25 protein-coding genes are annotated in these 25,988 nt (G+C 72.2%); 3 read left to right on the top strand and 22 right to left on the bottom strand.

Features of this window, described 5'->3' with window-relative positions; translation table 11 throughout:
- Window positions 1-166 precede the first annotated feature (166 nt).
- Window positions 167-508, top strand: a complete 342-nt coding sequence (locus tag ACQ3I4_RS02645; RefSeq protein ID WP_329861469.1) for an RNA polymerase-binding protein RbpA — start codon at window positions 167-169, stop codon at window positions 506-508.
- Window positions 509-604: 96 nt separating this feature from the next.
- Here ACQ3I4_RS02645 and ACQ3I4_RS02640 read toward each other — a convergent pair whose 3' ends face one another.
- The 18 genes from ACQ3I4_RS02640 to ACQ3I4_RS02555 all read right to left on the bottom strand — a co-directional run bounded on the left by ACQ3I4_RS02640 (window position 605) and on the right by ACQ3I4_RS02555 (window position 21,082).
- On the bottom strand, window positions 605-1,330 hold the full coding sequence (locus ACQ3I4_RS02640) for a polyprenol monophosphomannose synthase (protein ID WP_430632732.1): 726 nt from the start codon (window positions 1,328-1,330) through the stop codon (window positions 605-607).
- A gap of 392 nt (window positions 1,331-1,722) precedes the next feature.
- Entirely contained in the window at window positions 1,723-3,342 is a 1,620-nt protein-coding gene (locus ACQ3I4_RS02635) for an amidohydrolase (protein WP_329861471.1), read from the bottom strand.
- A 45-nt stretch (window positions 3,343-3,387) separates the two neighbouring features.
- Window positions 3,388-6,204: a DEAD/DEAH box helicase gene (locus ACQ3I4_RS02630; protein WP_329861473.1), complete on the bottom strand. Its 2,817-nt coding sequence runs from the start codon at window positions 6,202-6,204 to the stop codon at window positions 3,388-3,390.
- A gap of 119 nt (window positions 6,205-6,323) precedes the next feature.
- Entirely contained in the window at window positions 6,324-7,094 is a 771-nt protein-coding gene (gene tatC / locus ACQ3I4_RS02625) for a twin-arginine translocase subunit TatC (protein ID WP_329861474.1), read from the bottom strand.
- A 45-nt stretch (window positions 7,095-7,139) separates the two neighbouring features.
- A complete protein-coding gene (tatA, locus tag ACQ3I4_RS02620) occupies window positions 7,140-7,361 on the bottom strand; it encodes a Sec-independent protein translocase subunit TatA (RefSeq protein WP_329861475.1) in 222 nt (73 codons plus the stop codon).
- A 31-nt stretch (window positions 7,362-7,392) separates the two neighbouring features.
- Window positions 7,393-7,743, bottom strand: coding sequence for a hypothetical protein (locus ACQ3I4_RS02615; RefSeq protein WP_329861477.1), 351 nt, complete (start codon window positions 7,741-7,743; stop codon window positions 7,393-7,395).
- Window positions 7,743-9,737: a helix-turn-helix transcriptional regulator gene (locus ACQ3I4_RS02610; protein WP_329861479.1), complete on the bottom strand. Its 1,995-nt coding sequence runs from the start codon at window positions 9,735-9,737 to the stop codon at window positions 7,743-7,745. Before ACQ3I4_RS02610 ends, ACQ3I4_RS02615 begins: the two co-directional genes overlap by 1 nt.
- A gap of 80 nt (window positions 9,738-9,817) precedes the next feature.
- A complete protein-coding gene (locus ACQ3I4_RS02605) occupies window positions 9,818-10,213 on the bottom strand; it encodes an FKBP-type peptidyl-prolyl cis-trans isomerase (RefSeq protein ID WP_329861482.1) in 396 nt (131 codons plus the stop codon).
- Window positions 10,214-10,254: 41 nt separating this feature from the next.
- Window positions 10,255-11,271 carry an FKBP-type peptidyl-prolyl cis-trans isomerase gene (locus ACQ3I4_RS02600; protein WP_430632731.1) on the bottom strand — a complete coding sequence of 339 codons (1,017 nt, stop codon included), beginning with the start codon at window positions 11,269-11,271 and terminating at the stop codon, window positions 10,255-10,257.
- 76 nt (window positions 11,272-11,347) lie between these two features.
- The gene (gene pafA, locus ACQ3I4_RS02595) at window positions 11,348-12,709 is read right to left on the bottom strand and encodes a Pup--protein ligase (RefSeq protein ID WP_329861485.1); all 1,362 of its coding nucleotides are present in this window, start codon (window positions 12,707-12,709) and stop codon (window positions 11,348-11,350) included.
- Window positions 12,699-13,448, bottom strand: a complete 750-nt coding sequence (gene prcA, locus ACQ3I4_RS02590; RefSeq protein ID WP_329861487.1) for a proteasome subunit alpha — start codon at window positions 13,446-13,448, stop codon at window positions 12,699-12,701. The genes pafA and prcA overlap by 11 nt, the downstream gene beginning before the upstream one ends.
- Complete coding sequence (gene prcB / locus ACQ3I4_RS02585; protein WP_329861516.1) at window positions 13,448-14,257, bottom strand: proteasome subunit beta; 810 nt, start codon at window positions 14,255-14,257, stop codon at window positions 13,448-13,450. Before prcB ends, prcA begins: the two co-directional genes overlap by 1 nt.
- Window positions 14,233-14,427 carry a ubiquitin-like protein Pup gene (locus tag ACQ3I4_RS02580; RefSeq protein WP_329861488.1) on the bottom strand — a complete coding sequence of 65 codons (195 nt, stop codon included), beginning with the start codon at window positions 14,425-14,427 and terminating at the stop codon, window positions 14,233-14,235. Before ACQ3I4_RS02580 ends, prcB begins: the two co-directional genes overlap by 25 nt.
- 94 nt (window positions 14,428-14,521) lie before the next feature.
- Window positions 14,522-16,138, bottom strand: coding sequence for a depupylase/deamidase Dop (gene dop / locus ACQ3I4_RS02575; protein WP_329861489.1), 1,617 nt, complete (start codon window positions 16,136-16,138; stop codon window positions 14,522-14,524).
- Window positions 16,135-17,913 (bottom strand): proteasome ATPase, encoded by a 1,779-nt coding sequence (gene arc / locus ACQ3I4_RS02570; RefSeq protein ID WP_430632730.1) that lies wholly within the window; start codon window positions 17,911-17,913, stop codon window positions 16,135-16,137. Before arc ends, dop begins: the two co-directional genes overlap by 4 nt.
- A gap of 123 nt (window positions 17,914-18,036) precedes the next feature.
- A complete protein-coding gene (locus ACQ3I4_RS02565) occupies window positions 18,037-19,149 on the bottom strand; it encodes a tRNA (adenine-N1)-methyltransferase (protein ID WP_329861492.1) in 1,113 nt (370 codons plus the stop codon).
- Between the two features lie 59 nt (window positions 19,150-19,208).
- Window positions 19,209-20,333, bottom strand: coding sequence for a site-2 protease family protein (locus tag ACQ3I4_RS02560; RefSeq protein ID WP_329861493.1), 1,125 nt, complete (start codon window positions 20,331-20,333; stop codon window positions 19,209-19,211).
- On the bottom strand, window positions 20,330-21,082 hold the full coding sequence (locus ACQ3I4_RS02555) for an HAD family hydrolase (protein WP_329861494.1): 753 nt from the start codon (window positions 21,080-21,082) through the stop codon (window positions 20,330-20,332). The genes ACQ3I4_RS02560 and ACQ3I4_RS02555 overlap by 4 nt, the downstream gene beginning before the upstream one ends.
- 89 nt (window positions 21,083-21,171) lie before the next feature.
- Here ACQ3I4_RS02555 and ACQ3I4_RS02550 point away from each other — a divergent pair, with 89 nt between their 5' ends.
- Window positions 21,172-22,056 carry a PAC2 family protein gene (locus ACQ3I4_RS02550; RefSeq protein WP_329861518.1) on the top strand — a complete coding sequence of 295 codons (885 nt, stop codon included), beginning with the start codon at window positions 21,172-21,174 and terminating at the stop codon, window positions 22,054-22,056.
- Window positions 22,057-22,063: 7 nt separating this feature from the next.
- Here the strand turns inward: ACQ3I4_RS02550 and mshC are convergent, their stop codons facing one another.
- The 3 genes from mshC to ACQ3I4_RS02535 are packed head-to-tail and all read right to left on the bottom strand — an operon-like array spanning window position 22,064 to window position 24,506.
- Window positions 22,064-23,314, bottom strand: coding sequence for a cysteine--1-D-myo-inosityl 2-amino-2-deoxy-alpha-D-glucopyranoside ligase (mshC, locus tag ACQ3I4_RS02545; RefSeq protein ID WP_430632729.1), 1,251 nt, complete (start codon window positions 23,312-23,314; stop codon window positions 22,064-22,066).
- A gap of 45 nt (window positions 23,315-23,359) precedes the next feature.
- Entirely contained in the window at window positions 23,360-24,193 is an 834-nt protein-coding gene (locus ACQ3I4_RS02540) for an undecaprenyl-diphosphate phosphatase (RefSeq protein ID WP_329861497.1), read from the bottom strand.
- A 58-nt stretch (window positions 24,194-24,251) separates the two neighbouring features.
- Entirely contained in the window at window positions 24,252-24,506 is a 255-nt protein-coding gene (locus ACQ3I4_RS02535) for a hypothetical protein (protein WP_329861499.1), read from the bottom strand.
- Window positions 24,507-24,547: 41 nt separating this feature from the next.
- On the opposite strand from ACQ3I4_RS02535, the gene ACQ3I4_RS02530 reads away from it, so the two are divergent.
- Complete coding sequence (locus ACQ3I4_RS02530) at window positions 24,548-24,787, top strand: DUF5703 family protein (protein ID WP_329861501.1); 240 nt, start codon at window positions 24,548-24,550, stop codon at window positions 24,785-24,787.
- An 18-nt stretch (window positions 24,788-24,805) separates the two neighbouring features.
- On the opposite strand, the gene ACQ3I4_RS02525 is transcribed toward ACQ3I4_RS02530, so the two are convergent.
- Window positions 24,806-25,981 (bottom strand): acyl-CoA dehydrogenase family protein, encoded by a 1,176-nt coding sequence (locus ACQ3I4_RS02525; protein ID WP_329861502.1) that lies wholly within the window; start codon window positions 25,979-25,981, stop codon window positions 24,806-24,808.
- Between the last annotated feature and the right edge of the window lie 7 nt (window positions 25,982-25,988).

Here is a 25,988-nt window from a genome sequence, read left to right as displayed (position 1 = left end):
GTGCCGCCGCGGGCGGCCGGTCGACGGAGATCCCGTCGGGCGGCCGCCCGTGGCGCGTATACTGAATGGCTGGAGACTTCCGCCCTACGGGAATCACCGGCGTGCCCGGGGCGTTGAACACCATAGTCGTCGAGCGTCCGCCAGCCGGACGCAGTTGGGAGTAGTCATGAGCGATCGCAGCCTGCGCGGCATGCGCCTCGGTGCGCAGAGCATGGAGACAGAGGCCGGCGTCGAGCCGGCACCGCGCCAGCGCGTCGAGTACCGGTGCGAGGACGGCGAGCAGGTCTTCGTGACCTTCTCCTCCGAGGCCGAGATCCCGCCCACCTGGGTGTCCAAGACGGGCAAGGAGGCGGTCCTCGTCAACGGCGAGAAGCCGGACGATTCCAACGAGAAGCCCGTCCGGACCCACTGGGACATGCTCCTGGAGCGCCGCAGCGTCGACGAGCTCGAGCAGATCCTGAAGGACCGGCTCGACAAGCTGCACGCCGACCGCGGCGAAAAGGTCTAGGCCCCACGCACTCCGGCTCCAACGACGGCGGGCGCCGTTCCCTCCAGGGGAACGGCGCCCGCAGTCGTTGTGTCCAGATGTCTTTCCGCCGGAACGTCAGGCGCGTCCGGTGAGCTTCTTCCAGCGGGCGCCGAGGCCCCAGCGGGTGACGTTGAGCATGGCCTCGACGACGATGTTCCCGCTCATCTTGGACACGCCGAGCTCGCGTTCCACGAACGTGATCGGCACCTCGACGATCCGCCGCCCCAGCCGGGCCACCCGGAAGGTCATGTCCACCTGGAAGCCGTAGCCCACCGACTCCACGGCGTCGAAGTCGATCGCCTCGAGGGTCTCCCGGCGGAACGCGCGGAATCCGGCCGTGATGTCGCGGACCGACAGGCCGAGCATCACGCGCGAGTAGAGAGAACCCGCCCGGGAGATGAGCTTGCGGTGCAGGGGCCAGTTCACGACCGAGCCGCCCTTGACCCAGCGCGAGCCGATCACGAGGTCCGCCTCGGGGACCTTCGCGAGCAGGCGGGGCAGGTCCTCCGGACGGTGGGAGCCGTCGGCGTCGAGCTCCACGATCACGTCGTAGTCCCGCTCGAGCGCCCAGCGGAAGCCGGCGATGTAGGCCGCGCCGAGGCCTTCCTTGCCCTGGCGGTGCATGACATGGACCTGCGGATCGGCGGCCGCGAACTCGTCGGCGAGCCGCCCGGTGCCGTCCGGGCTGTTGTCGTCGGCGATCAGGACGTCCGAGTCGGGTACGGCGGCCCGCAGGCGGCCCAGGGTCACGGGGAGCGACTCGAGCTCGTTGTAGGTCGGGATGATCGTGACGACGCGCACGCGGCGGCCCCTTCTGATTCGGTGGTGGAATCCGCGGTGCGGATCCTCGACTGCGGGCCCGGGACGCGGACGTCACTCCCCCGTCGCCGGCAGCAGGCGGGCGGGCCAGTGAACCAGTATACGGACACGGAAAGACCCCGGGAACTTCGGACCAGTCGTCCCACGCCGTGGCGCGGGCCTCCTGTTTTCTACTGCTCCCGGGGCCTTGTCCTGTGGTGTTCTGCCGAGATTCCGGCACGGTGGACCTCTAGAGCTGCTCCGCCACCGTTGAGAGTCAAGCCTAGCCGCTTGTTACCTCGTGTCAACCACGAATTGACTAGGCGCGATGCCGGAAGGCCCTAGTCAGTGCGGCGCGGCGCGGCCGCCGAGGCTGCGATGCCTTCCGGGACCGCTCAGCGGGTCTCGAACGCGTCGAAGATCACGCGTCCAGCGCGTACGGTGCGCAGGCAACGCGGCGCGCCCTCGTCGAGAACCGGGAGCATCGGCGTCCCGGCGCGGGCGTCCGTGCTCCAGGAGGCGACGCGCGCATCCGGGGCCTGCACTGCCAGCTCCGAGGCCTCCCAGACGGCGAACGTCGCCTCGGCCCCGGGGACGAGCTGCCCGGCCAGGGGATCGGCCACCCCGGCGGCACGGTGGCCGGCGCGCGTGTGGGCCACGAAGGCCGCGCGCGCCGAAACGCGCGCCGACGGCGTGTGGTGCTCGAGGCACGCCTTCACGGCGCCCCAGGGGTCCACCGCCGTGACCGGCGCATCGGACCCGAGGCAGACGGGGACGCCGGCCGCGAGGAAGCGTCCGACCTCGTTCATGGCCGTCGAGCGCTCCACGCCGAGGCGCTGCTCGTACTGGCCGCCGGGCCCGCCCCAGAGCGCGTCGAACGCAGGCTGCAGCGAGACCGTGATGCCGTACTCGAGGAGGGCGGCCAGGACGGCGTCGTCGATCATCTCGACGTGCTCGAGCCGGTGCCGCGCCGATTGCACCGCGGCTCGTCCGACGCGCTCCGCGGCCAGGCGGAAGCCCTCGATCGCGGCGTCCGCCCCCGCGTCGCCGATGACATGGAAGGCCGCCTGGATGCCGGCCTCGGTGCAGGCCGCGATGTGGTCGGCGATCCGGCCGGCGTCCAGGAAGAGGTCGCCGCGGCTGCCGGGGGCGTCGTCGTAGTCCGCCCGCAGCCGGGCCGTGCGGGAGCCGAGCGATCCGTCGATGTTCAGGTCTCCTCCGAGACCCGTGAGCCGGCCGCCGAAGTCCTCCATCAGGGAACGCGCCTGCGCGGCGTCGGCGACGGCCTCGCCCCAGTAGACGTGGATCGCGGGGTGGTCCTGCCCCTCCTTCTCGAGCAGCCCGAGCAGGACCTCGGTGTCGCGGCGCGTGCCGATGTGCGGAGCCCCCATCTCGGCCGCCCCGGCGACCCCACGGGAGGCCAGGTGGCGCAGGGCGGCCCGCTGGAAGCGGCGCCGGGACGCGTCGGAGAAGTCGAGCACCTCGGCCCGCACCCGGGCATGCGCTTCGCGCACGACGACCGCTCCGCCGTCGTACCCGTCCACCCCCGCCAGCGCCAGCCGCCCCGCGAGGGAGGCGTTGACGAGGCCCGAATGCACGTCGGCACGGGTGAGGTACACGTCCGCTCCCCCGCCCGCCTCCTCGAGCTCGGCGGGCGTCGGGACGCGCCCCTCCGGCCAGAGGCTCTCGTCCCATCCCGCGCCGAACACCGCGCCCCCGGAGGCGGCGGCGCCGCGCACCGCCTCGAGCAGGCCGGCCAACGAGCCTACCCCGCCGAGGTCCAGCATCGACAGCGCGGCGCCCGTTTCCGTCAAGTGGACGTGGCTGTCGAAGAAGGCGGGGGCGACGAGGGCCCCCTCGAGGTCCACGACCTCGACGCCCTCGTCGAGCAGGGCCGCCGCGGCGGCCTCCTGCCCGATCCACGCCACCGTCCCGTCCGCGACCAGCAGGGCGGTCGCGAAGGGGTCGGACGCGCTGTAGACGGCGCCGTTGCGGTACATGACGCGCTGGGGCATGCGGTGTTCCTTTCGGGGTGGGGCCGCGGAACGGCCAGGTGGTTCCTAGTCGGCGATCGAGGAATAGGCGACGACTCCGCGCCGGACGGCGTCCACGGCCTCCCGGCAGCGCCGCGGGAAGCCGGGATCGAGTCCCGGGACCTTCGCGAGCTGGTCGAGCGAGTCGATGACCTGCTTCGCCCAGCGCACGAAGTCGCCCGCCGCGAGCTCCGAGCCGCGCAGGCAGTCCTTCAGGTCCCGGCCGCGGGCCCAGTGGTACATGGGCCAGACCAGTCCCGCCTCGGGCTCGGCGGTCTCGGGGAGCCGGTGGGCGGCCTCGCGGTCCGTCAGCTCGGACCACTGCCTCACCGCCGTGTCCCAGACGGTCTCGAGGGCCGGTGAGGGCAGCTTGGGCTGCACGCCCTTGTCCTCGCGCTTGGCCTGGTAGACCAGCATCGTCACGGCCGCGGCCAGCTCGGCCTTGCCGAGGCGGTCCAGGGCCCCGGACTCGAGCACGAGCGAGGTCAGCAGGTCCCGCTCCCCGTAGATCCGGCGCAGGCGCTGCCCGGAGTCCGTGGCCTTCAGCGCCCCCGTCGCGGCGTCGGGAAGGAGGTAGCCGTAGTCGCCCAGCACCGAGCACACGCGGTCGAACGTCTTGGCGATCGTATTGGTGCGGCCGCTGATCTGGCCGGCAAGCCGGTCCGTCTCCTGGCGCAGCTTCCACCACCGCTCGGCCCAGCGCGCGTGGTCCTCGCGCTCACTGCAGCCGTGGCAGGCGTGCCGCTTCAGCCGGCGCCGGAGTTCGGTGATGCGCGCCTCCTGCTCGGAGTCGCCGCGGTAGTCGAAGCCGCTCGCGCCGCGCCGGGGCGGCCGCTGCTCGTGCAGGGCGTTGCGCATCGAGGAGGCGAGGTCCCGGCGTTCCTTGGGCGAGCGGCCCGTAAAGGCCTTGGGGATGCGGATCCGCGAGACGACCTCGACGGGCCCCTCGAGGTCCTGCGGCCCGAGGCGGCGGATCTGCCGGTCCTCCGTCAGGATGGTCGGGCGCGGATCACGGAGGGAGTCCGAGACGGCGATGACGACGCTGCGGCCCAGCCTGCGGGGCCCGGAGACGTCGACGATGTCCCCGGGGGTCAGCTGCGCGAGCGAGTCCTCCGCGGCCGAGCGCCGCGCCCGGTGGGCCGTGCGGGAGGCCGCCTTCTCCGCCTCGGAGAGCTCCTGGCGCAGCCGCGCGTAGTCCGCGAAGTCGCCGAGGTGGCATTGCATGGCGCGTGCGTAGCCCTCGAGCGACTCCTCGCGGCTGCGCACCTGGCGGGCCAGTCCGACGACGGAGCGGTCGGCCTGGAACTGGGCGAAGGAGGTCTCGAGGATCTCCCGTGCCCGGGGCCTGCCGAACTGTGCCGAGAGGTTCAGGCTCATGTTGTACGTGGGGCGGAAGCTCGAGTTCAGCGGATAGGTGCGCCGTGACGCGAGACCGGCGACCGCCGCCGGATCGGTCCCGGGCTGCCACAGGACCACCGCATGGCCCTCCACGTCGATGCCGCGGCGGCCGGCCCGGCCCGTCAGCTGCGTGTATTCGCCCGCGGTCACCGAGACGTGCTGTTCGCCGTTGAACTTCTCCAGCTTCTCCAGCACCACCGATCGGGCGGGCATGTTCACGCCGAGGGCGAGGGTCTCCGTCGCGAACACGGCCTTGACCAGGCCCTGGGCGAAGAGCTTCTCGACGACTTCCTTGAAGACCGGCAGCAGGCCGGCGTGATGGGCCGCGAAGCCGCGCAGCAGGCCCTCGCGCCAGGACCAGAAGCCGAGCACGTCGAGGTCGTCCGGCGGCAGCTCGAAGGCGGCGAGGTCGATCGCCTGCTCGATCCGGCGCGCCTCGGCCTCCGTCGTCAGCGCCAGGCCGGAGCGCACGCACTGCGCGACGGCGGCGTCGCAGCCCTTGCGGGAGAAGATGAACACGATCGCCGGGAGCAGGCCGGCCCGGTCCAGGGACAGGATCATCTCGGGGCGGGACACCGTGTGCCGGGGCGCGGAGGCGTCGGAGTAGCGCGGGCCGTGTCCACGGTTGCGGCCCTGCGCCCGCCCGGGGCGCGGCCGGCCGGAGTGCCGGAGGTCGCGCTGGGCCAGCTTGGTCAGTTCCGGGTTGACGGTGACGGTCTCGGCCGGTCCCTCCCCGCGCGCCGCCGCGGCCTCGTCGAAGGAGACCTCCCCGGCGAAGAGGTCGATCAACCGCCCGCCGGCCATGACGTGCTGCCACAGCGGGATCGGCCGGTGCTCGGAGACGACGATCTCCGTGTCCCCGCGGACCGTGTCGAGCCATCCGCCGAACTCCTCGGCGTTGGAGACGGTGGCGCTGAGCGAGACGAGCTGGACGTCGTCGGGCAGGTGGAGGATGACTTCCTCCCACACGGCACCGCGGAACTTGTCGGCGAGGTAGTGGACCTCGTCCATCACGACGTAGCCGAGGCCAGTGAGGGTGTCCGAGTCCGCGTAGAGCATGTTGCGCAGCACCTCGGTGGTCATCACGACGATCTCGGCCTCGCCGTTGACCGTCGTGTCCCCCGTGAGCAGGCCGACGCGGTCGGGGCCGTAGCGGGCGGCGAGCTCCGCGAACTTCTGGTTGCTCAGCGCCTTGATCGGCGTCGTGTAGAAGGCCTTGAGCCCACGGTGTAGCGCCAAATGGACGGCGAACTCCCCCACGACCGTCTTCCCGGCTCCGGTCGGGGCGGCGACGAGCACGCCCTTGCCGGCCTCGACGGCGCGGCACGCGTCGACCTGGAAGGGATCCAGCTCGAAGCCGAGGCCCTGACGGAAGGCGTACAGCTCGGTCTTGGCCTCGGCCGCGCGCTCACGCGCCGCGGCGTAGTTCTCCGCCGGGGAGCCCATGGTGTCCGCCCTTCGGTGTGGTGTCTTTGCCGGGGGCGGTCCAACGCTGGCATGGCCGGTCCCCCCGGGCCAACGATGCCATACCCGTCGCCGCGTCTCGCAACCGGGCGCGGCGGGTCTCAGGCCGAGGTGCCCAGATCCGAGGCTCGGCCTGCCCCGGCGGCGTTCTCCGCCTCGAGGGCGGCAGCGCGCTTGGCCCGCCGCTTGTCGTTGACGAGGCAGATGACGGTCGCGGCGGCGAACAGGACCAGAAGGGGTCCGGCGAGCACGAACATCGTCATCGCATCGCCGCCGGGGGCGGCCATGGCCGCCACGAGGCAGATGAGGAAGACGGTGATGCGCCAGTTCTTCACGATGAGCCGCCCCGGGAGCACGCCCACGAGGTTCAGGCCCACCATGAGCACCGGCACGATCATCGACAAGCCGAACGCGAGCATGAGCCGCAGCACGAAGCTGAGGTACACCGGTGCGGTGATGAGGTTGACGGCCTCGAACGGCGTCAGCCCGATGAAGAACCTCAACGCGTGCGGAAGCACCCAGTAGCCCAGGTAGATGCCGCCGAGGAAGAGGGGCAGCGAGGCGCCGATGAACGCGAGCGCCGTGCGCTTCTCCTTCTTCTTCAGTCCGGGGACGACGAACGCCCAGAGCTCATAGAGCCAGACCGGGGCGGCCATGACCAGCCCGAGGAACAGCGAGACCTTGATCATGATGTCGAAGGTCGACATCGCGGTATCGAAGTTCGCCTGCCCGCCCGCCTCGATGAGCGGGTCCATGAGCAGTCCCATGACCGGGTAGTAGAGGAAGAATCCTCCGACCGTCGCCAGGAACAAGGCGATCAGCGAGACGAAGAGCCGGTTGCGCAGCTCGATCAGGTGTTCCTTGAGGGCCATCTTCCCTTCGGGATTGGACCGCCCCGTCTTTGATGCCACGCGTGCTTAGAGGTTGCGGTCGCGCTGCTCGGGATCGACGATCCTGCCCTCGACCGGGCCCTCGCCTTCCGCCTTCGGGTCGTCGTCCTTCATCTGCCGGACCTCGGACTTGAAGATGCGCAGCGACTGGCCGATGGAACGGGCCAGGCCGGGAAGCTTGGGCGCGCCGAACAGCAACAGCGCCAGCACGATGATGATGACCAGATGCCATCCTTGAAGACCACCCATGGGGATTTCCTTTCGTCTCCTCAAGTCTACGTCACGAGAGGTCCAGATCACTGATCCGCTGCGGTTGCCCGCGCCGCTTCTTCCGCGCGACCCGGGCGCTCCGGCGCGCCTCGACGCGGGCCGCGCGTCCGGCGTCGTACTCATCGCGCTCCACGGCGGGATCACGGAAGAGCGCGGCGGTCCCGGCGGCCTTCCTCGACGCCCCCGGCGGCTCGTCGACGAGCGGTTCGCCGGCCGGCGGATGCAGCCTCGCCGCGGCCTCCCCGGCCTCGTCGACGAGGCCCATGAACCCCCGGAAGAGCCTGATGCCGCACAGCACCAGGAACAGGGCCGAGGCCGCGAGCAGGAACAGCCACAACAGGATCCAGAACCACCACGGCATCAGGCGCGCGCCTCCTCGTCGACGGAATACCCGGCCAGCGCCCCGTCGAGCCACTCCAGGGCGGTCGCGGCGAGTCCGGGCGGGTCGGCGATCGTGAGCCCGCCGCCGTGGCGGGCCACAAGCCCCGGCAGCATCCCGGCGTCGGCGATCCTCACCTCGGCCAGGACGCGGTCGCCCGACTGGGCCGTGCGCGTGGGCGCGTAGTCCTCGCGCAGCCGGGCGAGGCGTGCGTCGAAGCCCAGCACGACGACGACGTCGTCGGCCCCGGGGACGTAGAGGCGCTCCTGCATCGTGTGCTGCCCGCCCGGAGCGAACACCTCGCCGGTCTCCTCGATCGCGAGGATCCGGTCGACCCGGAAGTTCCGGGCTCCCCCGGCCTTGCGGCACCAGGCCTGCAGATAGCTCCGGCCGCCGTCCTCGAGCAGGCGCACGGGCTCGACCTCGCGGTACCCGACCTCGTCACGCGAGGGGTTGTGGTAGCCGATCCGCAGGACCCGGCGTGCGGCGGCCGCGTCGGCGAGCCGCCGGCCCGGCCCGTCGGCCTCGGTGGCGCCGAGCCGTGCCGCGACGATCCGGCCGATCGGCGCGTACTCCCCCGAGGCGGCCAACAGCTTCTCGAGCGCGCCTGCCGCGGGGCCCGAGGCCTCGGCGCCGGGCAGGTCGAGCAGGGTCCGCAGGCCCACGACGAGCGAGAGCGCCTCGACGAGGTTCAGGCGCAGGGGGTCGGCGAGCCCCTCGACGTTGCCCATCGTGATGACCCCGTCGTCGTAGTCGACGTCGATGAGCTCGTCGGGCAGGCCGTTGGGCACTCCGCACATGCGGATCATGGTCAGCTCCTGGACGAGGCGCTTCTCCGTCAGCCCGAAGTGTTCCGCCGTCTCGGCCAGGGTCGGAGAGCCGTGGAGGCTGACGAACGCGATGATGTCCAGGGCCCGCGCGGCGGCGACGGTCGCCGGCGGGCGTCCGGTGTTGCGGTGGACCGCGAGCTTGTAGGGCGGAACGGGCCGGGCCTGGGCGGCCCGGGCGTCCGCGAGGCGGCGGACGACGGCGTCGCGCAGCGCGCGCGGTTCCCGGACGCGCGCAGCGGCCCCCAGTTCCGCGATCTCCGCGGACGTGGCCTCGGCGTCGTGGAACGTGAAGGACACCGCGTCGAAGCCGTCGGCGGCGGGCTCGACCAGGGAGGCACCCGCGCGCAGGGCGAGCCCCCGGCCCGGAGCGAGCTCGACGACCGCTGGCGTCGCGGCCAGGGACGGGTCCATGAGCCCGAGCTCGGCGGAGACGTCGAAGTCGGTGGGCCGCTCGAAGTGCGATCCGGCGACGCGGGCCACGGCCGAGGTGATGCGGGAGAGGCGGAAGATCCGCTTCTCGGAGCGGTCGAGGTCGAGTCCGACGAGGTACCAGTGGCCGAAGCGGTTGCCGAGGCCCCACGGTTCGACCCGCCGGCGGCTCTCGGCCCCGTCGACGGCGCGGTAGGTGAACCCGACCCTCACGCGCTCCCACGTGGCGTGCAGGAGGTCCTCGAGGGCCTCGTCTCCCGCGTGGAGACGGGCCTCGAAGGTCTCGAAGGCCGCCGCCGCTTCCGCCTCGCCGATCCGGTCCCCGCCGAGCCGGACGACGGCGCGGGCCGCGGCGGCCTCGATGGTGGGGTCCTTCCAGACCTTGGCGGCGAGTCCGAGGGCGAGGGCCTCCTCGGCGGTGAAGGAGACCTCGGGCAGTCGGTAGTTCTCGGGCAGGATGCGGTAGCGCGCCTCTTGCTGGTCCTCTTCGAAGAGCGGTTCGCCGGAGACGACGTCCAGGGGGACGCCGAGCTGCCGCAGGGATGTCTTGTCGCGCTCGAACTTGCGGTCGAAGGCTTCCTGGTCCAGCCCCTGGTAGTCGTCGACCCGCACCCGCAACTCGTCCTTGGTGTAGCCCGACCGGCGCGAGAGCAGCGCATACGTCAGGCTGACGAGCTTCTCCGTGCGGGTGGGTCCTGTCCTGCGTTCCTGTGCCACGCGTGCAACGTTACCAAGGACGGCAGCGGCGCCCCGCACCGTGTGGTGCGGGGCGCCGCTGGAGTCGGTGCCGGCCGGGGTCAGCGCGCGCCGACGAGGTCGACGACGAAGATCAGCGCCTCGTTCGGGCCGATCGCCGCGCCCGCACCGCGTTCGCCGTAGGCCAGGTGGGACGGGATCTCGAGCCGGCGGCGGCCGCCGACCTTCATCCCGAGCAGGCCGCGGTCCCAGCCCTGGATGACCTGGCCGATGCCGACGGTGAAGTCGAGCGGCTGGCCGCGGTTCCACGAGGCGTCGAACTCCTCGCCCGTCGACCAGGCGACGCCGACGTAGTGGGCCGAGACGGTGGTCCCCGGCACGACCTCGGCGCCGTCGCCGACGGCGATGTCCTGGATCACGAGGTCCTCGGGCGGGGTGTCGCCGGGGAAGTCGATCTCCGGCTTGGTGCGATCGTACTCGCGCTGTCCAAACGACATGGCGGTCCTTTCCTCTAGTGGTGTCTTGTCCGGGGACCAGCCTACTTGGCGGCCTGGACCTCGACGACGAACACGAGCGGGCCGGCCGGCGCGCCGGCGGGGGCCGGGTCACCGTAGGCCTTGTCGGCGGGAATGCTCAGGACGACCGTCGAGCCGGCCTTGATGCCCGTCAGTCCCTCGGTCCAGCCCTTGATGACGCCGTTGAGCGGGAAGTCGGTCGGCTCGCCGCGCTCGTAGCTCGAGTCGAAGACCTCTCCGTCTTCCCAGCGCACGCCCTCGTAGTGGGCCGTCACGGTCGACTCGGCGGTCAGCTCCTCGCCGTCGCCCTCCTTGAGCACCTGCACGGCGAGGCCCTCCGGGGCCTCCTTGCCCTCGGGAATGGTGATGGTCGGCTTGTCGTCGTCGTCGAACTCGACCGACGGCAGCGCGCCCTCCTCCTCGAGCTCCTTGACCTCGTCGGGGGTGTAGGTCTTCGACGGCTCCGGGATGTCCTCGGCAGAGACGACCTGCAGGATCAGCAGTTCCTCGGCGGTCGGCTGCTCCTCAGCGGGAGCAGAGCTCGCGTCGTCGCCGCCCGCGGCCGGGGCGGCCGGACGCACGTAGGCGATCCAGGAACCGACCTTGGCTCCCAGCAGGATCCCGTAGATCTCGGGATCGGCCGCCTTCATCTCCTCCGTGAGGCTGAGGACCTGCGGCTCCTGGTCGAAGAGCTGGCCCAGCTGGGATCCGTCCTCGGTCTTGTACCCGGCGAGCTTGTAGGAGACGTTCTGGTTCTCCTTGATCTCGTCACCGTCGCCTTCCTTGACGACGAGCGCGGCGGCCTCCGTGGCCGTGAGCGGCGTGTCGAAGGTGACCGTGGGGCCCGAGTTCTCCTCCTCGCCCGGCGTGATCTCGATGCTCGAGAGGGGGTCGGCGTTGCCGACGGACTTCTCCTGGGGAGATCCACAGCCGGCCAGCGCCACGAGGGACGCGGCCAGCACCACTGCTAGGAGCTTGCGCACGAAGACTACTTTCGTCGGGGTTCGTTTCTCCGTGGCCTCGGGAAGGACCCGTGCCACGGACCGCATCCAGCCTAAGGGCTCAAGCTGTGTATTCGCTTGGCGGCATGCCGTCCGACCCGACCGCGGGGCGCGCTCAGAGCCGGGACATCAGTTCGTCGACGCGTTCGTCCACGGCCGCGAACGGGTCCTTGCACAGCACCGTCTGGCCCGCGAAGTCGTTGATCTTCAAGTGGACCCAGTCCACCGTGAAGTCCCGGCCCGCGTCCTTCGCGGCGCGCACGAAGTCGCCGCGGAGCTTGGCGCGGGTCGTCTGCGGCGGCGTGGAGCGGGCCGCCTCCACGGCGGCGGCGTCGACGACGGTCGCGGCCCGCCCGCGCTCCCGCAGCAGGTTGAACAGCCCGCGCCCCGGCGCGATGTCGTGGTAGGTCAGGTCGAGTTGGGCGACGCGCGGCGAATCAAGCTCCAGCCCGTGCCGGGAGCGGTAGCCGGAAATGAGCCGGTGCTTCACGGCCCAGTCGATCTCCGTGTCGACGAGCGTGGGGTCCTGCCGCTCGACGGCGTCGAGCGCCCGCCCCCAGAGCTCCATCACCCGGGGCACGTGGGGCGTGTGGGCGCCGTGGGCTTCGAGGAAGGCCGTGACCTTGGCGTGGAAGGTCCGCTGCAGGTCCAGGGCGGACAGGGTCCGGCCGTCGGCGAGCCTCACGGGGGTGGTCCCCGTCAGGTCGTGCGAGACCTCGCGGATGCTGCGGATGGGGTTCTCGAGGCGGAAGTCCTCCATCGGCGTCCCCGCCTCGATCATCCGCAGCATCAGGTCCGTCGCGCCGACCTTCACGAGCTGCGTGGTCTCGGACATGTTCGAATCCCCCACGATGACGTGCAGCCGGCGGTAGTGCTGCGCGTCGGCGTGCGGCTCGTCGCGCGTATTGATGATGGGCCGCGAGCGCGTCGTCGCCGAGGAGACGCCCTCCCAGACGTGGTCCGCGCGCTGTGAGAACGCGAAGCGGTGCGAGCCGTCGACGGAGAGGACCTTGCCGGCGCCGGCGAAGAGCTGCCGGGTCACGAGGAACGGGATGAGGACCTCGGCGAGACGGGCGAACTCGAGCCGCCGCGGGATGAGGTAGTTCTCGTGGCAGCCGTACGAGTTCCCCGCCGAGTCGGTGTTGTTCTTGAACAGGTAGACGGATCCGTCGAAGCCGTCCTGGCGCATCTTCTCCTCGGCGCTCACGGCGAGGTCCTGGAGGATCGCCTCGCCCGCGCGGTCGTGTGCGATGAGCTGGGCCAGGTCGTCACACTCCGCGGTCGCGTACTCGGGGTGGGAGCCGACGTCGAGGTAGAGGCGGGAGCCGTTCGTGAGGAAGACGTTGGAGCTGCGCCCCCAGGCCACGACCTTGCGGAAGAGGTAGCGCGCGACCTCCTCGGGCGTCAGCGGCCGCCCGCCCGGGGCGGAGTAGGCGATCCCGTACTCCGTCTCGATGCCGAAGATCCTACGGTCCATCATGGCCTCCGTCTCCCCGCCGCGGCGGTCCGGCGGCCAGCAGCCGCCCCAGTTCCCCGGTGTCCAGCCGGCGGAAGGCCCGCCGCTTGCCCCGCAGGGCGAGGGGGTCGCGGTCGAGGACGGCGACCTCGAGCATGCGCGGACCCGGCGTCCCGGCCGCGACCCCGGGCAGGGACGCGGCGGCGGCCCGGACTGCCCCGGCGTATCCGCCGTCGTCCGGGCCCGGCCCGGCCCACGCGGCGCCCATCGCCTCCCCGACGACCTCGGCATCGCCGCCCATGACCACGAACCCCGACTCGTCGGAGATGGATCCGTCGAAGCGGATCCTGAACAAGTGGTCCGCCGACGGCTCGGCGCCGATCTCCGCCACGGCGAGCTCGACCTCGAACGGCTTCGCGTCCTCCATGAAGGCGGCACCCAGGCTCTGCGCATAGGCACTGGCGAGGCCGCGCGCCGTGACGTCCTCCCGGTCGTAGGAATAGCCGCGCGTATCGGCGTAGCGCACGCCGACCTGGCGCAGGGACTCGAACTCGTTGTACCGGCCGACGGCGGCGAACGCGATCCGGTCGTAGATCTCGCCGATCTTGCGCAACGAGGACGAGGGGTTCTCGGCGACGAGCGCGATCCCGTCGCTGCAGCTCGCGACGACGACGGAGCGTCCCCGGGCGATGCCCTTCCGGGCGAAGTCGGCCCGGTCCTTCATGAGCTGCTCGGGCGAGACGTAGAACTGCGCCGGCATCAGGCCTCCCGTCCGTCCGCGGCCCGGCGTGCGGAGACGGCCTCCGCGGCGGCGGCGAGGCGTTCCCCGGGCACGCGCGCCGCGCCTCGCGCGTCGACCGTGTAGACGACCGGCCAGAGGCGGCGGATCAGATCGGGCCCGCCGGTCGAGGAATCGTCGTCGGCCGCGTCGAAGAGGGCCTGCACCGCGGTGTCCACGGCCTCGTCGGCGTCGAGGCCGGGACGCCAGAGCTTCTTCAGGGCCCCCCGCGCGAACACGGATCCGGAACCGATCGCGTGGTGCTCGAGCTCCTCGTAGCGCCCGCCGGTGATGTCGAAGGAGAAGATCCGGCCCCGGTTCCGCCGCGGGTCGTAGCCGGCGAAGAGCGGAACGACGGACATCCCCTGCAGCGCGTGGGCGAGGTTGGCGCGGATCATGGCGGCGAGGCGGTTGGCCTTGCCGTCCAGGCTCAGCAGGGTCCCCTCGATCTTCTCGTAGTGCTCGAGCTCCACCTGGAACAACCGCGCGATGTCCATGGCGATGCCGGCGGACCCGGCGATCCCAAGGACCGAGAAGTGGTCCGCGGCGTAGACCTTCTCCATGTGGCGGCTGGCGATGACGTTGCCGATCGTCGCGCGCCGGTCGCCGGCCATAACGACGCCGCCGTCGTGGGCGAGGGCCACGATCGTCGTTGCGTGCGGCACGGCCGCCTCGGGCACCGTCCCGGTGCGCTGGCCCGGCAGGAGCTCGGGGCGCTCGCGGGCGAGGTGCTCGAAGAACGACGGACCGGCCGGTACCTCCACTGCTACTGGCCGCCCTTTTGGACGAATCCGCGGACAAACTCCTCCGCGTTCTGCTCGAGGACCGAGTCGATCTCGTCAAGGAGGTCGTCCGTGCCCTGTGTCTGCGCCTGGGCCTGGGGGGCGGCCGCGGGGACGGGCGGCTCCTCCTGCTCCTGCGTGGACCGGGTGGGCTGCGGCTTGATGTGCTCCTGGGCCATGGTTCCTCCTAGCGTGTGCGGCGTCGGCGCCGCCTTCCTCCATCTTGCCACGTGGACGGCCGGGCCGGGCCGGGGGCCTCGGCCGGGGCCCGCGTCAGGAGCGGCCGCGCAGGCGGTCGACGAACTCGCCGATCTCCAGGCCGGCCTCGAAGAGCGGACCGACGAGCGCCCGGGTGCCCCGGAGCGGCTCGAGCGTGGCCACGCGCTCGACGCCGGGGCGTCCGGGCACGCTGAACGTGACGGCATCCCAGCTGGCGCCGACGACGTCGTCGGGGTACGTGGTCAGCGCCCGGCCGCGGAAGTAGGCGCGCGTGTCCTCGGGAGGGCCGACGACGGCGGCCCGGACCTCTTCGGGGGTGAAGAGCCGTTCGATGTGGCCGCGTTCGGCGAGGCGGTGGTGCAGCCCCTTCTCCGGGCGGACATCGGCCCACTGCAGGTCCATGAGCGCGATCCGGGGGTCGTCCCAGGCCGCGCCGTGCCGCTCCCGGTACTGGTCCATGAGGCGCAGCTTCGCGACCCAGTCGACCTGCGGCGCGACGCGGGCCGGATCGGAGCGCAGCCCGTCGAGGACCGCGGTCCAGCGTTCGAGGACCTCGGCCGTCGCGGGATCCCCGGCGCCGGTGGAGGCGCAGTGGCGGCGGGCCGCCTCGAGGTACGCCTCCTGGAGGTCCAAGGCCGTCAGGCGGCGTCCGTCCTTCAGTTCCGCGGTGGTGCGCAGCGAGGGGTCGTGGCTGAACGACTGGACGGCGCCGACCGGGTCCCGCAGGTCCAGCCGCGGGGCGGCGCCGGCCTCGATGAGGGACAGGACCAGGGACGTGCTGCCGACGCGCAGGAGGGTCGGGACCTGGCCCAGGTTCGCGTCGCCGGCGATCACGTGGAGCCTGCGGTACTTCTCCCAGACGGCGTGTGGCTCGTCGCGCGTGTTGACGATCGGGCGGCGGATCGTCGTCTCGAGGCCGACCTCGGCCTCGAAGAAGTCGGCGCGCTGGCTGATCTGGAACCCCGGGATCCGCCCGGTCAGCCCCCGCCCCACGCGGCCGGATCCGCAGACGACGGGGCGGGAGGCGAGGAACGGCAGCAGGCCCGCGGCGATGTCGTCGAACGGCACCGAGCGGGGCATGAGGTAGTTCTCGTGGGCCCCGTAGCCGGCGCCCTTGTTGTCGGTGTTGTTCTTGTAGAGCAGGACCTCGGCGAAGCCCGGGGCCGCGGCGATGCGCCGGACGGCGTCGAGCGCCACGAGATCGCCGGCCTGGTCCCAGAGCACGGCGTCCCGCGGGTTCGTGGTCTCGGGCGAGGAGTACTCGGGGTGGGCGTGGTCCACGTAGAGCCGCGCGCCGTTGCCGAGGACCATGTTCATGAGGACGTGGGCGTCGGCGCCGTCGTCGTCGGCCGCCTCCGTGTAGAGCGTCTGCCCGACCCGGGCCCCGTCCCCGGCCAGGGCCACCTCCTGGGCGGTGAGCTCGCGGGGGGCATCCGTGAGCTGCGAGGGGTGCGCGGTCCGGCGCGGCTGCTGCCAGCCGCGCGCGTCGGCCAGGGGCGACTCGTCGCTGTAGTCCCAGCGCGTGCCGGCGAGGCGGCCCCGGGCCTCGCGGACGCCGGCCGCGTAGGCGTTGACGACCTGGGCGGAGAGGATCGTCGCGTTCGCGCCGGGGACGGACGGTGCGAGGACGCCGTACTCGGTCTCGAGGCCGACGACGCGGTGGACCGTCACAAGTACTGCCCCGTGCTGCCGTAGGGACCGGCCTCGTCGGCATCGAGGGTCCGCCCGGCCCCGTCGCCTCCCTTGTCCTGGACGATGGTGCGGATATAGGTGATCCGCTCGCCCTTCTTGCCCGAGATCCGCGCCCAGTCGTCGGGATTCGTGGTGTTCGGCATGTCCTCGTGCTCGTGGAACTCGTCGACGACCCCGCGCAGCAGGTGCTCGATCCTCAGGCCGCGCTCCCCCGTCGTCAGGAACTCCTTGATGGCCGACTTCTTCGCCCGGTCGACGACGTTGCGGATCACGGCGCCCGAGTTGAAGTCCTTGAAGTAGAGGACCTCCGTCTCGCCGTTCGCGTACGTGACCTCCAGGAATTCGTTCTCCTTGCCCGTCGAGTACATCGACTCGACGGTCTGCCGGATCATCTCGCGCACCGTGGCGCCGGGGTCTCCTCCGTGCTCGGCGAGGTCGTCCGGGTGCAGGGGCAGCCGCGTCGTGAGGTATTTGGCGAAGATCTCCGCCGCGCCCTCGGCGTCGGGGCGCTTGACCTTGATCTTCACGTCGAGGCGGCCCGGCCGCAGGATCGCCGGGTCGATCATGTCCTCGCGGTTGGAGGCGCCGATGACGATCACGTTGTCGAGCTTCTCGACGCCGTCGATCTCGCTCAGCAGCTGGGGCACGATCGTGGTCTCGACGTCGGAGGAGACGCCGGTCCCGCGGGTGCGGAAGAGGGAGTCCATCTCGTCGAAGAAGACGACGACGGGGTTGCCTCCCGCGGCCTTCTCCCGGGCCCGGGCGAAGATCAGCCGGATGTGGCGTTCCGTCTCGCCCACGTACTTGTCCAGCAGCTCGGGGCCCTTGATGTTCAGGAAGTGGCTCTGCGCCGAGGTCTCCCCCCGCAGCTCGGCCGCGCGCTCGGCGAGGGAGTGGGCGACGGCCTTGGCGATGAGGGTCTTGCCGCAGCCCGGGGGTCCGTACAGCAGGATGCCCTTGGGGGCCTTGAGCCCATGTTCCCGGTAGAGGTCAGCGTGCAGGAACGGCAGTTCGACGGCGTCGCGGATCTGCTCGATCTGCGGGCCCAGGCCCCCGATGTCGGCGTAGGCGATGTCGGGGACCTCTTCGAGGATGAGCGACTGCATGTCGGAGAGGTGGACGCGTTCCATGGCGAGCCCCGTGCGCGGGTCCACGGCGAGGCTGTCCCCGACGCGGACCTTCTCGGCGGAGACGGGACCGGCAAGCCGCACGACGCGCTGGTCGTCGGCGCGGCCCACGGCCAGGACGCGCCCGTCGTCGAGGACCTCCTTGACGGACACGAGCTCACCCGTGGCCTCGAAGCCGAGTCCGGCCACGACCGTCAAGGACTCGTTGAGCAGGACCTCCTGCCCCAACTGCAGCTTCGTGAAGTCCAGGAGCGGACTCACGGCGACGCGCAGCTTGCGCCCGCCCTGGACGATGTCGACGCCCTGCCCCCGCGTCGAGGCGATCGCCGTCCCCGCGGGCGCCGGGCCCTTCTCGTGGAGGGCCACGATGGTGCCGTGGCTGAAGGGCGCCTCCCCGTCCTTGTCCAGGGCGGACTTGAGCGTGACGATCTCCTCGCGCGTGCGCTCGAGCATCGCCACGAGGCGGCTGTTGTTCTGCCCTGCGGCGGCGAGCTGCCGGTCCAGGGTGCGGGCCTTCTCGCGCAGGACGTTCAGCTGCCGTTCGGCCAGCGAGAGCTCGCCCGCGAGCCGCTCCTCGCGCGGCGCGGCCGGCTGGGAGGGATCGTGGTGGCTGCTGTCCGTGGGCATGTGCGGTGCTTCCTTCGCGCTGGGGATCCCGCCGTGGGGCTTGGGACCATCGTATCCATGCACCACGGCGGCCCCTAGGATCCTTCCCGCGCCGGCGTCATGGTCCGGCGCCCCGCAGCGGGCCTAGGCGTCGGCGCCGTCCCCGTCCGGCGCGGCATCGGCGTCCCCGTCGGCACCACGGCCGGCCAGGGATCCGCGCTGGACCATCGACGCGGCGTCGCGGGCCGCGCGGCGCAGCCGCTTGTCGGACACGCCGCGTTCGCCGAGCCCGGCACCCGACCACGCCTCGTCGTCGTGCCCCTTGGTCCAGGCCTCGACGTCCTCGGCCGCGAACTCGGTGTTCTTCACCCGCTTCTGCCCGGGGATTCCCGCGGCTCCGTCGGCGAGCCGGCGGGCGGTCATCAGGAATCCCGTGTGCGCCACCATCCGGTGGTCCGGACGCACCGCGAGCCCGTCGAGGTGCCAGCCGCGCACCATGGATTCCCAGGCCTCCGGCTCCGTGAAGCGGCCGTCGGCCCGGATGGCCTCGGCCGTCCGGGACAACTGGGTCACCGTCGCGACGTAGTTCACCCAGACGCCGCCCGGGGCGAGCACCGTGGCGACGGCGTCGACGCACTCCCAGGGCGCGAGCATGTCCAGCACGACCCGGTCGACGCTGCCGGGGGCCTCGGTCTCGAGGACCTTGTCCTGGAAGTCTCCGATCGTGATGTCCCAGGCCGGGTGCGGGCCGCCGAAGATCGTCTCGACGTTGCCGCGGGCCACGTCGGCGAACTCCTCGCGCCGCTCGAAGCTGTGCAGGCGCCCGGCGTCGCCGACGGCGCGCAGCAGGGAGATGGACAGCGCGCCCGAGCCGACGCCGGCCTCGACGACGCGGGCCCCGGGGAAGATGTCGCCCATCGTCACGATCTGCGCGGCGTCCTTGGGGTAAACGACGGCGGCGCCGCGCGGCATCGAGAGGACGAAGTCCTTCAGGAGTGGGCGCAGGGCCTGGTAGCGGTGGCCCGTCGTGTTCTCGACCACAACGCCCTCGGGACGGCCGATGAGGTCGTCGTGCTCGAGGACGCCGCGGTGCGTGTGGAACGCGCCGCCGGGGGTCAGCGTGACGGTGTTGATCCGCCGCTTCTCGTCCGTGAGCTGGACGCGGTCGCCGGGCCGGAACGGTCCGCGCCGGCGGGCGGTGCCGTGGGGCTGCCCGGGCTCGGGCGCGGGCTGGGGATTCTGCGGTGCTTCGTTCATCGGGGGTCCTGTTCCGTGGGGTTCGTGGCGGGCATCCGGCGGCGCGTGCCCGGGGGTGGTCAGCGTCCGGTGACGGCCCGGACGACGGCGGACTGCACGAGCAGGCCGACGATGTCTCCGGCGTCGTCGAGGACGACGTACTCGCTGCCGTCGAGGGAGGCGAGGTGGGAGATGAGCTCCCGGCCCGCGGCGTCGCGGCGGACGAGGGCCCCGGGGGCGAGGGCCCGTGCGGCGGTGCCGGCCGGCGTCGTGCTGCGCAGGTGAGGCGGCACCGACGCGAGCGAGGCGGCGTCGACGACGGCCTCCGGACGCCCGTCGGCGTCGACGAGGACGACGTGCCCTGGCCGGGCGGCGACGCGCTCGTCGACGTCCGCGACGCTCGCCCCGGCCTGGATCGCGCTCGCGGGCTCCATGAGGGCCACGGCGCTCACGCGCGGCAGGCGCTCGCGCATCCTGGCATCGCGGATCGCCTGGTTCGCGCCGGTCCAGAGGAAGCCGCCGACGAGCATGCAGATGATCGTGAACTGCAGGTCGAGCGCACGCCCCTCGACGATCGGCAGGACGACGAAGTAGGCGACGAGGCCCGCGACAATCAGCCGGCCGGCCCACCCGGCGGCCACGGTCCCGCGCTCCTGGGAGCCCGTCGCCCGCCAGACGGCGGACTCGACGAGTCGCCCGCCGTCGAGGGGAAGCCCCGGCAGCACGTTGAAGACGGCCACGAGGAAATTGGCCCAGACCAGGATGTACAGCAGCAGGCCGGCCACGCCGGTCGGGGCCGCGGCCTGCTGGACGGCATAGCCGAGGCCCGCGAGCACGAAGTTCGCGGCGGGCCCGGCGAGGGCCACGACGAGCGACTTCCCGGGCGTCGCGTGGAAGCTGCCGAACTGGGTGTGCCCGCCCCACAGCGTCAGGACGATCCGCGCCCCCGGCCAGCCGAAGGCCCGGGCGCTCAGGGCGTGGGCGAGCTCGTGGACGAGGATCGAGAGCAGCAGCAGGACGGCGTAGGCGAGCGCCACGGCGTAGGCCCCGGGGCCGATCCCGGGCAGCGCGCGGGCGACGTCGGGTGAGAAGACGACGACGATGAACGCCGCGATGAGGAACCAGGACCAGGCGAGGGAGACGGGCACGCCGAAGACGCGTCCGAGCGGGATGCCCTCGCGGCGTTCCGCGCCGGCCTGCGTCACGTGGCGGACCCCGCAGCCGTTCCCGGAGCGGCGCCCGCGGCGCGCGAGCGGACCAGCGCGTCCAGGTCGGCGGCCGTCCGGCCGGCCAGGGTCTCCCACACGGTCCATCCGCCGTCGGGCAGCGCGGTGATGTGGGGCACGGCGACGGTCGCGGCGCCGCTCGCGTGCGCGGAGGCGACGCCCGGGGCCGAGTCCTCGAGGGCGGCCATGCGGGCCGCGACGGGCCGGCCGGCCACGGCTTCGAGGAGCTCCATGGCACGCAGGTAGGGCTCGGGATCCGGCTTGCCGCGCTCGACCATGTCTCCCGTGACGACGACGGAGAAGGTGTCCTCGGGCAGGGCCGCGGCGACGATCCGGGCCAGCGGCCCCTCGGACATGGTCACGAGGGCGCACGGCACGCCGTGGCGCCGTAGGTCGGCGAGGAGCTCGCGGGCACCGGGGCGCCACGGGACGCGCTCGGTCACGGACTGCGCGACGGCGCCGGTCAGCTCGTCGATGATCTCCCGGATCCCCAGCCCGACGCCCGCTTCCTGCAGCATGCCGGCGCTCGTGGGCAGGGCCTGGCCGACGAGCCGGAGTCCGTCCTCGTGGCTCCAGCTTCCTCCGTGCGCCGCGACGAGGCGCTGTTCGGCCGCGATCCAGTAGGGCTCGGTGTCGACGATGGTGCCGTCCATGTCCCACAGGACGGCTTGGAGTCCTGCGTCGTGGTCGAAGGCGTTCGGGATCCCGGCGGGGGCGTTGGAGGGCATGCGGCAATTCTACCGGGGCGGGATGCCCCGCCCGTCCGGCGTGGCGTTAGGGTGAGACCGTGGCAGAGAATTTCAAGGAGCGCACATCGCTGACCGAGCTGGCGTCCTCGGCCCCCGGGTCGGACGACGCCGGACGGGGCGCGATCATGGTCGTCGCCTTCGAGGGCTGGAACGACGCCGGCGAGGCGGCCAGTGACGCCGTGCGGGCCCTGTGCCGGGCATGGGGCGCCAAGAAGATCGCCCAGCTCGGGGAGGACGACTACTACGACTACCAGTTCTCCCGCCCGTCCGTCCGCCGCAACGCCGCCGGCAAGCGGGTCATCCACTGGCCCTCGACGCGTTTCTACCGCGCGCCGATCCCGGGCGCGGACCTCGACGCGCTCATCGTGCGCGGGGTGGAGCCGACCTACCGGTGGCAGGCGTTCACGGCGGAGCTGCTGACCCTCGCGGAGGAGCAGAACGTGAGGGCCGTGGTCCTCGTCGGCGCGCTCCTGGCGGACGTCCCCCATTCGCGGCCCATCCCCGCGACGATGACCTCGGAGGACGCCGGGCTCCGTGAGGCGCTCGGGGCCGAGGCGGCGAGCTACGAGGGTCCGACGGGCATCCTGGGGGTCCTCGCCGAGACGGCCGACTCGGCGGGCCTGCCAACGGTGTCGATCTGGGCCGCGGTGCCCCACTACGTCGGGCAGTCCCCCTCGCCCAAGGCCACCCTGGCCCTGCTGCGCAAGCTCGAGGACGTCCTGCGGATCCACGTCGAGGTCGAGTCCCTCGCGGAGGACGCGGAGGCCTGGGAGCGCGGCGTGGACGAGCTCGCCTCAGACGATCCGGAAATCGCGGCCTACGTGCAGCAGCTCGAGCAGGCCCAGGACGCCGCCGAGCTGCCCGAGGCGAGCGGCGAGTCGATCGCGCGCGAGTTCGAGCGCTACCTCAAGCGCCGGGGCAGCGACGGCCGCGAGGGTCCGTCCGTCGACTGAGCCCGCCTCAGTCCAGGCGGATCCCCAGCAGGGCGTCGACGGCGTCGCGCAGCGCGGCCGCACCGGAGCCGTCCCCGGCGGGGGCGGCGGCGAACGCGTCGAGGACGTCGAGGGACGCAGGCGCGTCGAGGTCGTCGGCGAGGTGCGCACGCAGGCGGTGTACGACGTCGGACGCCTCCCGGGTGCCCGCGGCCCGGGCCGCGGCGGACCAGTTCCGGACGCGTTCCCCGGCCCGTTCGAGCATGGCGTCGGTCCACGACCAGTCGCTGCGGTAGTGCTGCGAGAGGATCGCGGCGCGGACGTGGCGCGGGTCGGCGCCGCGGGACCTGAGCACGGAGACGAGGACCAGGTTCCCCTTGGACTTGCTCATCTTCTCGCCGTCGAGTCCCACCATGCCCGTGTGGACGTAGTGCTCGGCGAGGGGGCGCCCGTCGGTGGCGCTCGCGTGGCCGGCCGAGTACTCGTGGTGGGGGAAGACCAGGTCGGATCCGCCGCCCTGGACGGTGAAGGGCGCGGGCAGGAAGCGGCGGGCGATGACGGAGCACTCGATGTGCCAGCCGGGCCGGCCGCGTCCGAGGCCGGCGCCGTCCCACGCGGGCTCGCCGTCGCGCTCGACGCGCCAGAGCAGCGGGTCGAGCGCGTCGCGCTTGCCGTCCCGTCCCGGGTCGCCGCCGCGCGCGGCGAAGTACTCCTCGCGCAGGCCGCGCGTGTAGCCGCTCACGGATCCCGGGGACCAGGCCCCGTTCGCCGCGGCCTGCGCGTCGAAGTACACGTCGCCGTCGGGCTCGCCCCCGCTGCCGGGGACGCGGTAGGCCAGTCCCGCGGCGAGCATCCGCTCGACGACCGGGACGATCCACTCGACCGACTCGACGGCGCCGACGTAGTGCCGGGGCGGCAGGACGGAGAGGGCCTCCATGTCGGTCCTGAACAGCTCGGTCTGCTCGGCGGCGAGTTCCCGCCAGTCGACCCCGGTCGCGGTCGCGCGCTCGAGGAGCGGGTCGTCGACGTCGGTCACGTTCTGGACGTAGTGGACGTCGATCCCCTCTGAGCGCCAGAAGCGGTGCAGCAGGTCGAACGCGACGTAGGTCGCGGCGTGTCCCAGGTGCGTGGCGTCGTAGGGCGTGATGCCGCAGACGTAGAGCCCGGCCTCGGCACCCTGGCGCGGCGTCTCGAGGGCGCCGGTCCGCGAGTCGTGGATCCGGAGGGTGTGCCCCGACGGCGCCAGCGCCGGCAGGTGGGGTGCCTTCCATGCGTGCATGGGGGCTCCTTTCAACGGTTTGGTGGGGCGGCCGCTGCCGCTTCCCTACGGCTGGATGACCTGGAGGCCGAGGAGGACGTAGAGCCCCAGGCCCAGGAGGACGCGGTACCAGACGAACAGGCGGTAGTTGTGCGTGGAGATGTACTTGAGCAGCCAGCCGACGATGATGTATCCGACGATGAACGCCACGCCGGTCGCCGCGAGCGTCTCGGGGATTCCGTAGGGGCCATTGGCCGCCTCGTCCGTGAGGGCCTTGTAGAGCTTGTAGAAGCCCGAGGCCATGACCGCGGGGATCGCCAGGAGGAAGGAGTACCTCGTGGCCGCCTCGCGGGTGTAGCCGAGCAGGAGGCCGCCGGTGATCGTTCCGCCGGAGCGGGAGACCCCGGGGATCAGGGCCATAGCCTGGGCCAGGCCGTAGAGGATGCCGTGCTTGTAGGTGAGCTGGTCGAGAGAGCGCTGCTGGCGGCCGAAGGTATCGGCGACGGCCAGGATCAAGCCGAACACGATCAGCGTCGTCGCGACGATCCACAGGCTGCGGAACGTGGAGTCGATCTGCTCCTCGAAGAGCAGGCCGAGGACGGCGATCGGGATGCTGCCGAGGATGATCAGCCACCCCATGCGGGCGTCGGGATCGTTGCGTGGGACCCGTCCGACGAGCGAAGCCGCCCAGGCCTTGATGATCCGGACGATGTCGCGCCAGAAGAACACGATCACGGCCGCCTCGGTGCCCAGCTGCGTGATGGCCGTGAAGGTCGCCCCAGGGTCGGAGGCGTTGGGCAGGAGTTCCCCGACGATGCGCAAGTGGGCGCTGGAGGAAATGGGGAGGAATTCGGTGAGGCCCTGCACCAGGCCAAGGAAGAGAGCTTCGAACCAATTCACAGGTGAGACACTACTTCACCCGCCGCCACGGCACCGATTCCAGCAGCCGTGAGCCATGTCATGCCCGGAGGTCGTCCAGCTCCCCGGCGTCGCCGTCGGCCGACTCCTCGTCGTCCTCGTAGAGGTCGAGCGGCGTGACCTCGCCGTACGCGTCGTAGAGCGCGTCCTCGTAGCCCTCGAAGGCGTCGGCGATGGAGAAGAAGGCCGCCTCGACGGCGGGGTCCGCTTCCCCGCGCCGCGAAGACACGGCCGAGAGGTGCTCCTCCAGGGCGGCGACGAGGGCCTGCAGCGCTACGCGCGGATCCGTGCTCATGGACTAGACGTTACCCGCAAACCCTGCACAATGGACAGGACATGAGGAAACTTCCGACGCCGACCGCCCAGCTCGTACGCGACCCCCGGGAACCGTTCGAGTACCTCGTCGTGACCGTGCAGCCGGGCCAGTCCCTCTCCGACGCCCGCCAGTCGCTCGTGGACTACGCCGAGTACGGCAAGTGGGAGCTCAAGCGCAGCAGCAGCTACTTCGGTGGGATGCGGCGCTTCTGGCTGCGCCGGAAGGTCATGCGCGTCGAGCGGACGCTGCCCCCGGCCTGAGCGCCCGCGGCTCCCCGCCTACCCGGCCGGCTCGACGGGCCCGAGCAGCCAGGCGGCGACGGTGCGGTGGGCCGATCCGGCATCGGACGGGTGGTACAGACCGGCCAGGACGTCGCGGTAGAGGCGCTCGAGCTCGCCTCCCCTGAAGTACCCGCGGCCGCCGGCCACCCGAAGCGCGAGGTCGACCGTCCGGCGGGCGGTCTCCGTGGCGTGGGTCCGCAGGGCGACGAGCCGGGGGAACCACTGCGCTCCGTGGTCGACGCCGTCGTCCAGCTCGCGGGCCGTCAGCCGGAGTTGCGGATCGAGGGCGAGCACGGCCAGACCGGCATCGGCGACCTGCCAGCGCACGTCGGGGTCCTGGTCCAGCCCGCGGCCACCGGCGGCGTTCGAGGTGCGCGCCGCGGGCAGTTCGGCGGCGAGCTGCATGCCGCGGTCGGCGATCCCCGCGTAGACGGCGGAAACCAGCGTCAGGAACGACGCGAAGATGCCGAACACGAGCGGATCGTCGTTGGGCGCCGCGGGCAGCCGGCTGTGGATGCCCTCGACGGGGACGCGGGCCCGGTCCAGGCGCGTCGTGTGCGATTGGGTGGCCCGCATGCCCAGGGCGTCCCACGTCGGGACGATGGACACGCCGGGGTCGTCGCGCTCCACGAAGCCGTGGAGGAGCTCGGGCTCGGCGCCCTCGCGTTCGAGGCGGCCGAAGACCCCGAGCCTGGTCCAGGCCGGGGAGAGGGAGGTGAAGATCTTGGTGCCCGTGAAGTAGACGGCGTCGCCGCCCTCGTCCCGGACCTCCTCGGCGACGGTCGTGGAATCGAAGAGGACGGAGTCGTTGCCGGCCTCCGAGATGCCGAAGGCCAGGACCTCCCCGGCGGCGGCCCATTCGCCGACGGCGTCGAGCCGGTGGTCTCCCCGCGCCGCGAGGAGCCGCGCGATCCCGGTCCAGACCAGGTGCATGTTCACGGCCAGGGCGGTCGCCGGGGCATGGGCGGCCAGGAGCCGCTGCGCCGCCGCCGTCGTCTCCAGCCCCCAGTCCCGCCCGCCGAGCCGCTCCGGGAGCATGGCCTTGAGGTATCCGGCCTCCTGGAGCTCCCGGAGGTCCTCCGCGCAGAAGCGGTTCCCGGCGTCGTACCCGGCGGCGCGTCCGCGGATGCGCTCCAGCAGCGACGCGTCGAGGACCTGGCTGACATCGGCCACTGCGGGC

It is taken from the genome of Zafaria sp. Z1313, from assembly GCF_050563205.1.
Lineage (GTDB): Bacteria > Actinomycetota > Actinomycetes > Actinomycetales > Micrococcaceae > JAZDCJ01.
Note: the sequence above shows the minus strand (reverse complement) of the source record. Positions and strands in the feature narration are given on the sequence as shown.

Bases quoted from the DNA above. Each gene is read 5' to 3' on its own strand.
- ACQ3I4_RS02615 (WP_329861477.1), bottom strand. From the start codon at position 7,743: ATGCCGTGGTGGTTCTGGATCCTGTTGTGGCTGTTCCTGCTCGCGGCC.
- ACQ3I4_RS02580 (WP_329861488.1), bottom strand. From the start codon at position 14,427: ATGGCCCAGGAGCACATCAAGCCGCAGCCCACCCGGTCCACGCAGGAG.
- arc (WP_430632730.1), bottom strand. From the start codon at position 17,913: ATGCCCACGGACAGCAGCCACCACGATCCCTCCCAGCCGGCCGCGCCG.
- ACQ3I4_RS02530 (WP_329861501.1), top strand. From the start codon at position 24,548: ATGAGGAAACTTCCGACGCCGACCGCCCAGCTCGTACGCGACCCCCGG.
- prcA (WP_329861487.1), bottom strand. From the start codon at position 13,448: ATGCCGGCGCAGTTCTACGTCTCGCCCGAGCAGCTCATGAAGGACCGG.
- tatC (WP_329861474.1), bottom strand. From the start codon at position 7,094: ATGGCCCTCAAGGAACACCTGATCGAGCTGCGCAACCGGCTCTTCGTC.
- mshC (WP_430632729.1), bottom strand. From the start codon at position 23,314: ATGCACGCATGGAAGGCACCCCACCTGCCGGCGCTGGCGCCGTCGGGG.
- ACQ3I4_RS02565 (WP_329861492.1), bottom strand. From the start codon at position 19,149: ATGAACGAAGCACCGCAGAATCCCCAGCCCGCGCCCGAGCCCGGGCAG.
- ACQ3I4_RS02630 (WP_329861473.1), bottom strand. From the start codon at position 6,204: ATGGGCTCCCCGGCGGAGAACTACGCCGCGGCGCGTGAGCGCGCGGCC.
- pafA (WP_329861485.1), bottom strand. From the start codon at position 12,709: ATGGACCGTAGGATCTTCGGCATCGAGACGGAGTACGGGATCGCCTAC.
- ACQ3I4_RS02535 (WP_329861499.1), bottom strand. From the start codon at position 24,506: ATGAGCACGGATCCGCGCGTAGCGCTGCAGGCCCTCGTCGCCGCCCTG.
- ACQ3I4_RS02645 (WP_329861469.1), top strand. From the start codon at position 167: ATGAGCGATCGCAGCCTGCGCGGCATGCGCCTCGGTGCGCAGAGCATG.
- tatA (WP_329861475.1), bottom strand. From the start codon at position 7,361: ATGGGTGGTCTTCAAGGATGGCATCTGGTCATCATCATCGTGCTGGCG.
- ACQ3I4_RS02555 (WP_329861494.1), bottom strand. From the start codon at position 21,082: ATGCCCTCCAACGCCCCCGCCGGGATCCCGAACGCCTTCGACCACGAC.
- ACQ3I4_RS02635 (WP_329861471.1), bottom strand. From the start codon at position 3,342: ATGCCCCAGCGCGTCATGTACCGCAACGGCGCCGTCTACAGCGCGTCC.
- ACQ3I4_RS02605 (WP_329861482.1), bottom strand. From the start codon at position 10,213: ATGTCGTTTGGACAGCGCGAGTACGATCGCACCAAGCCGGAGATCGAC.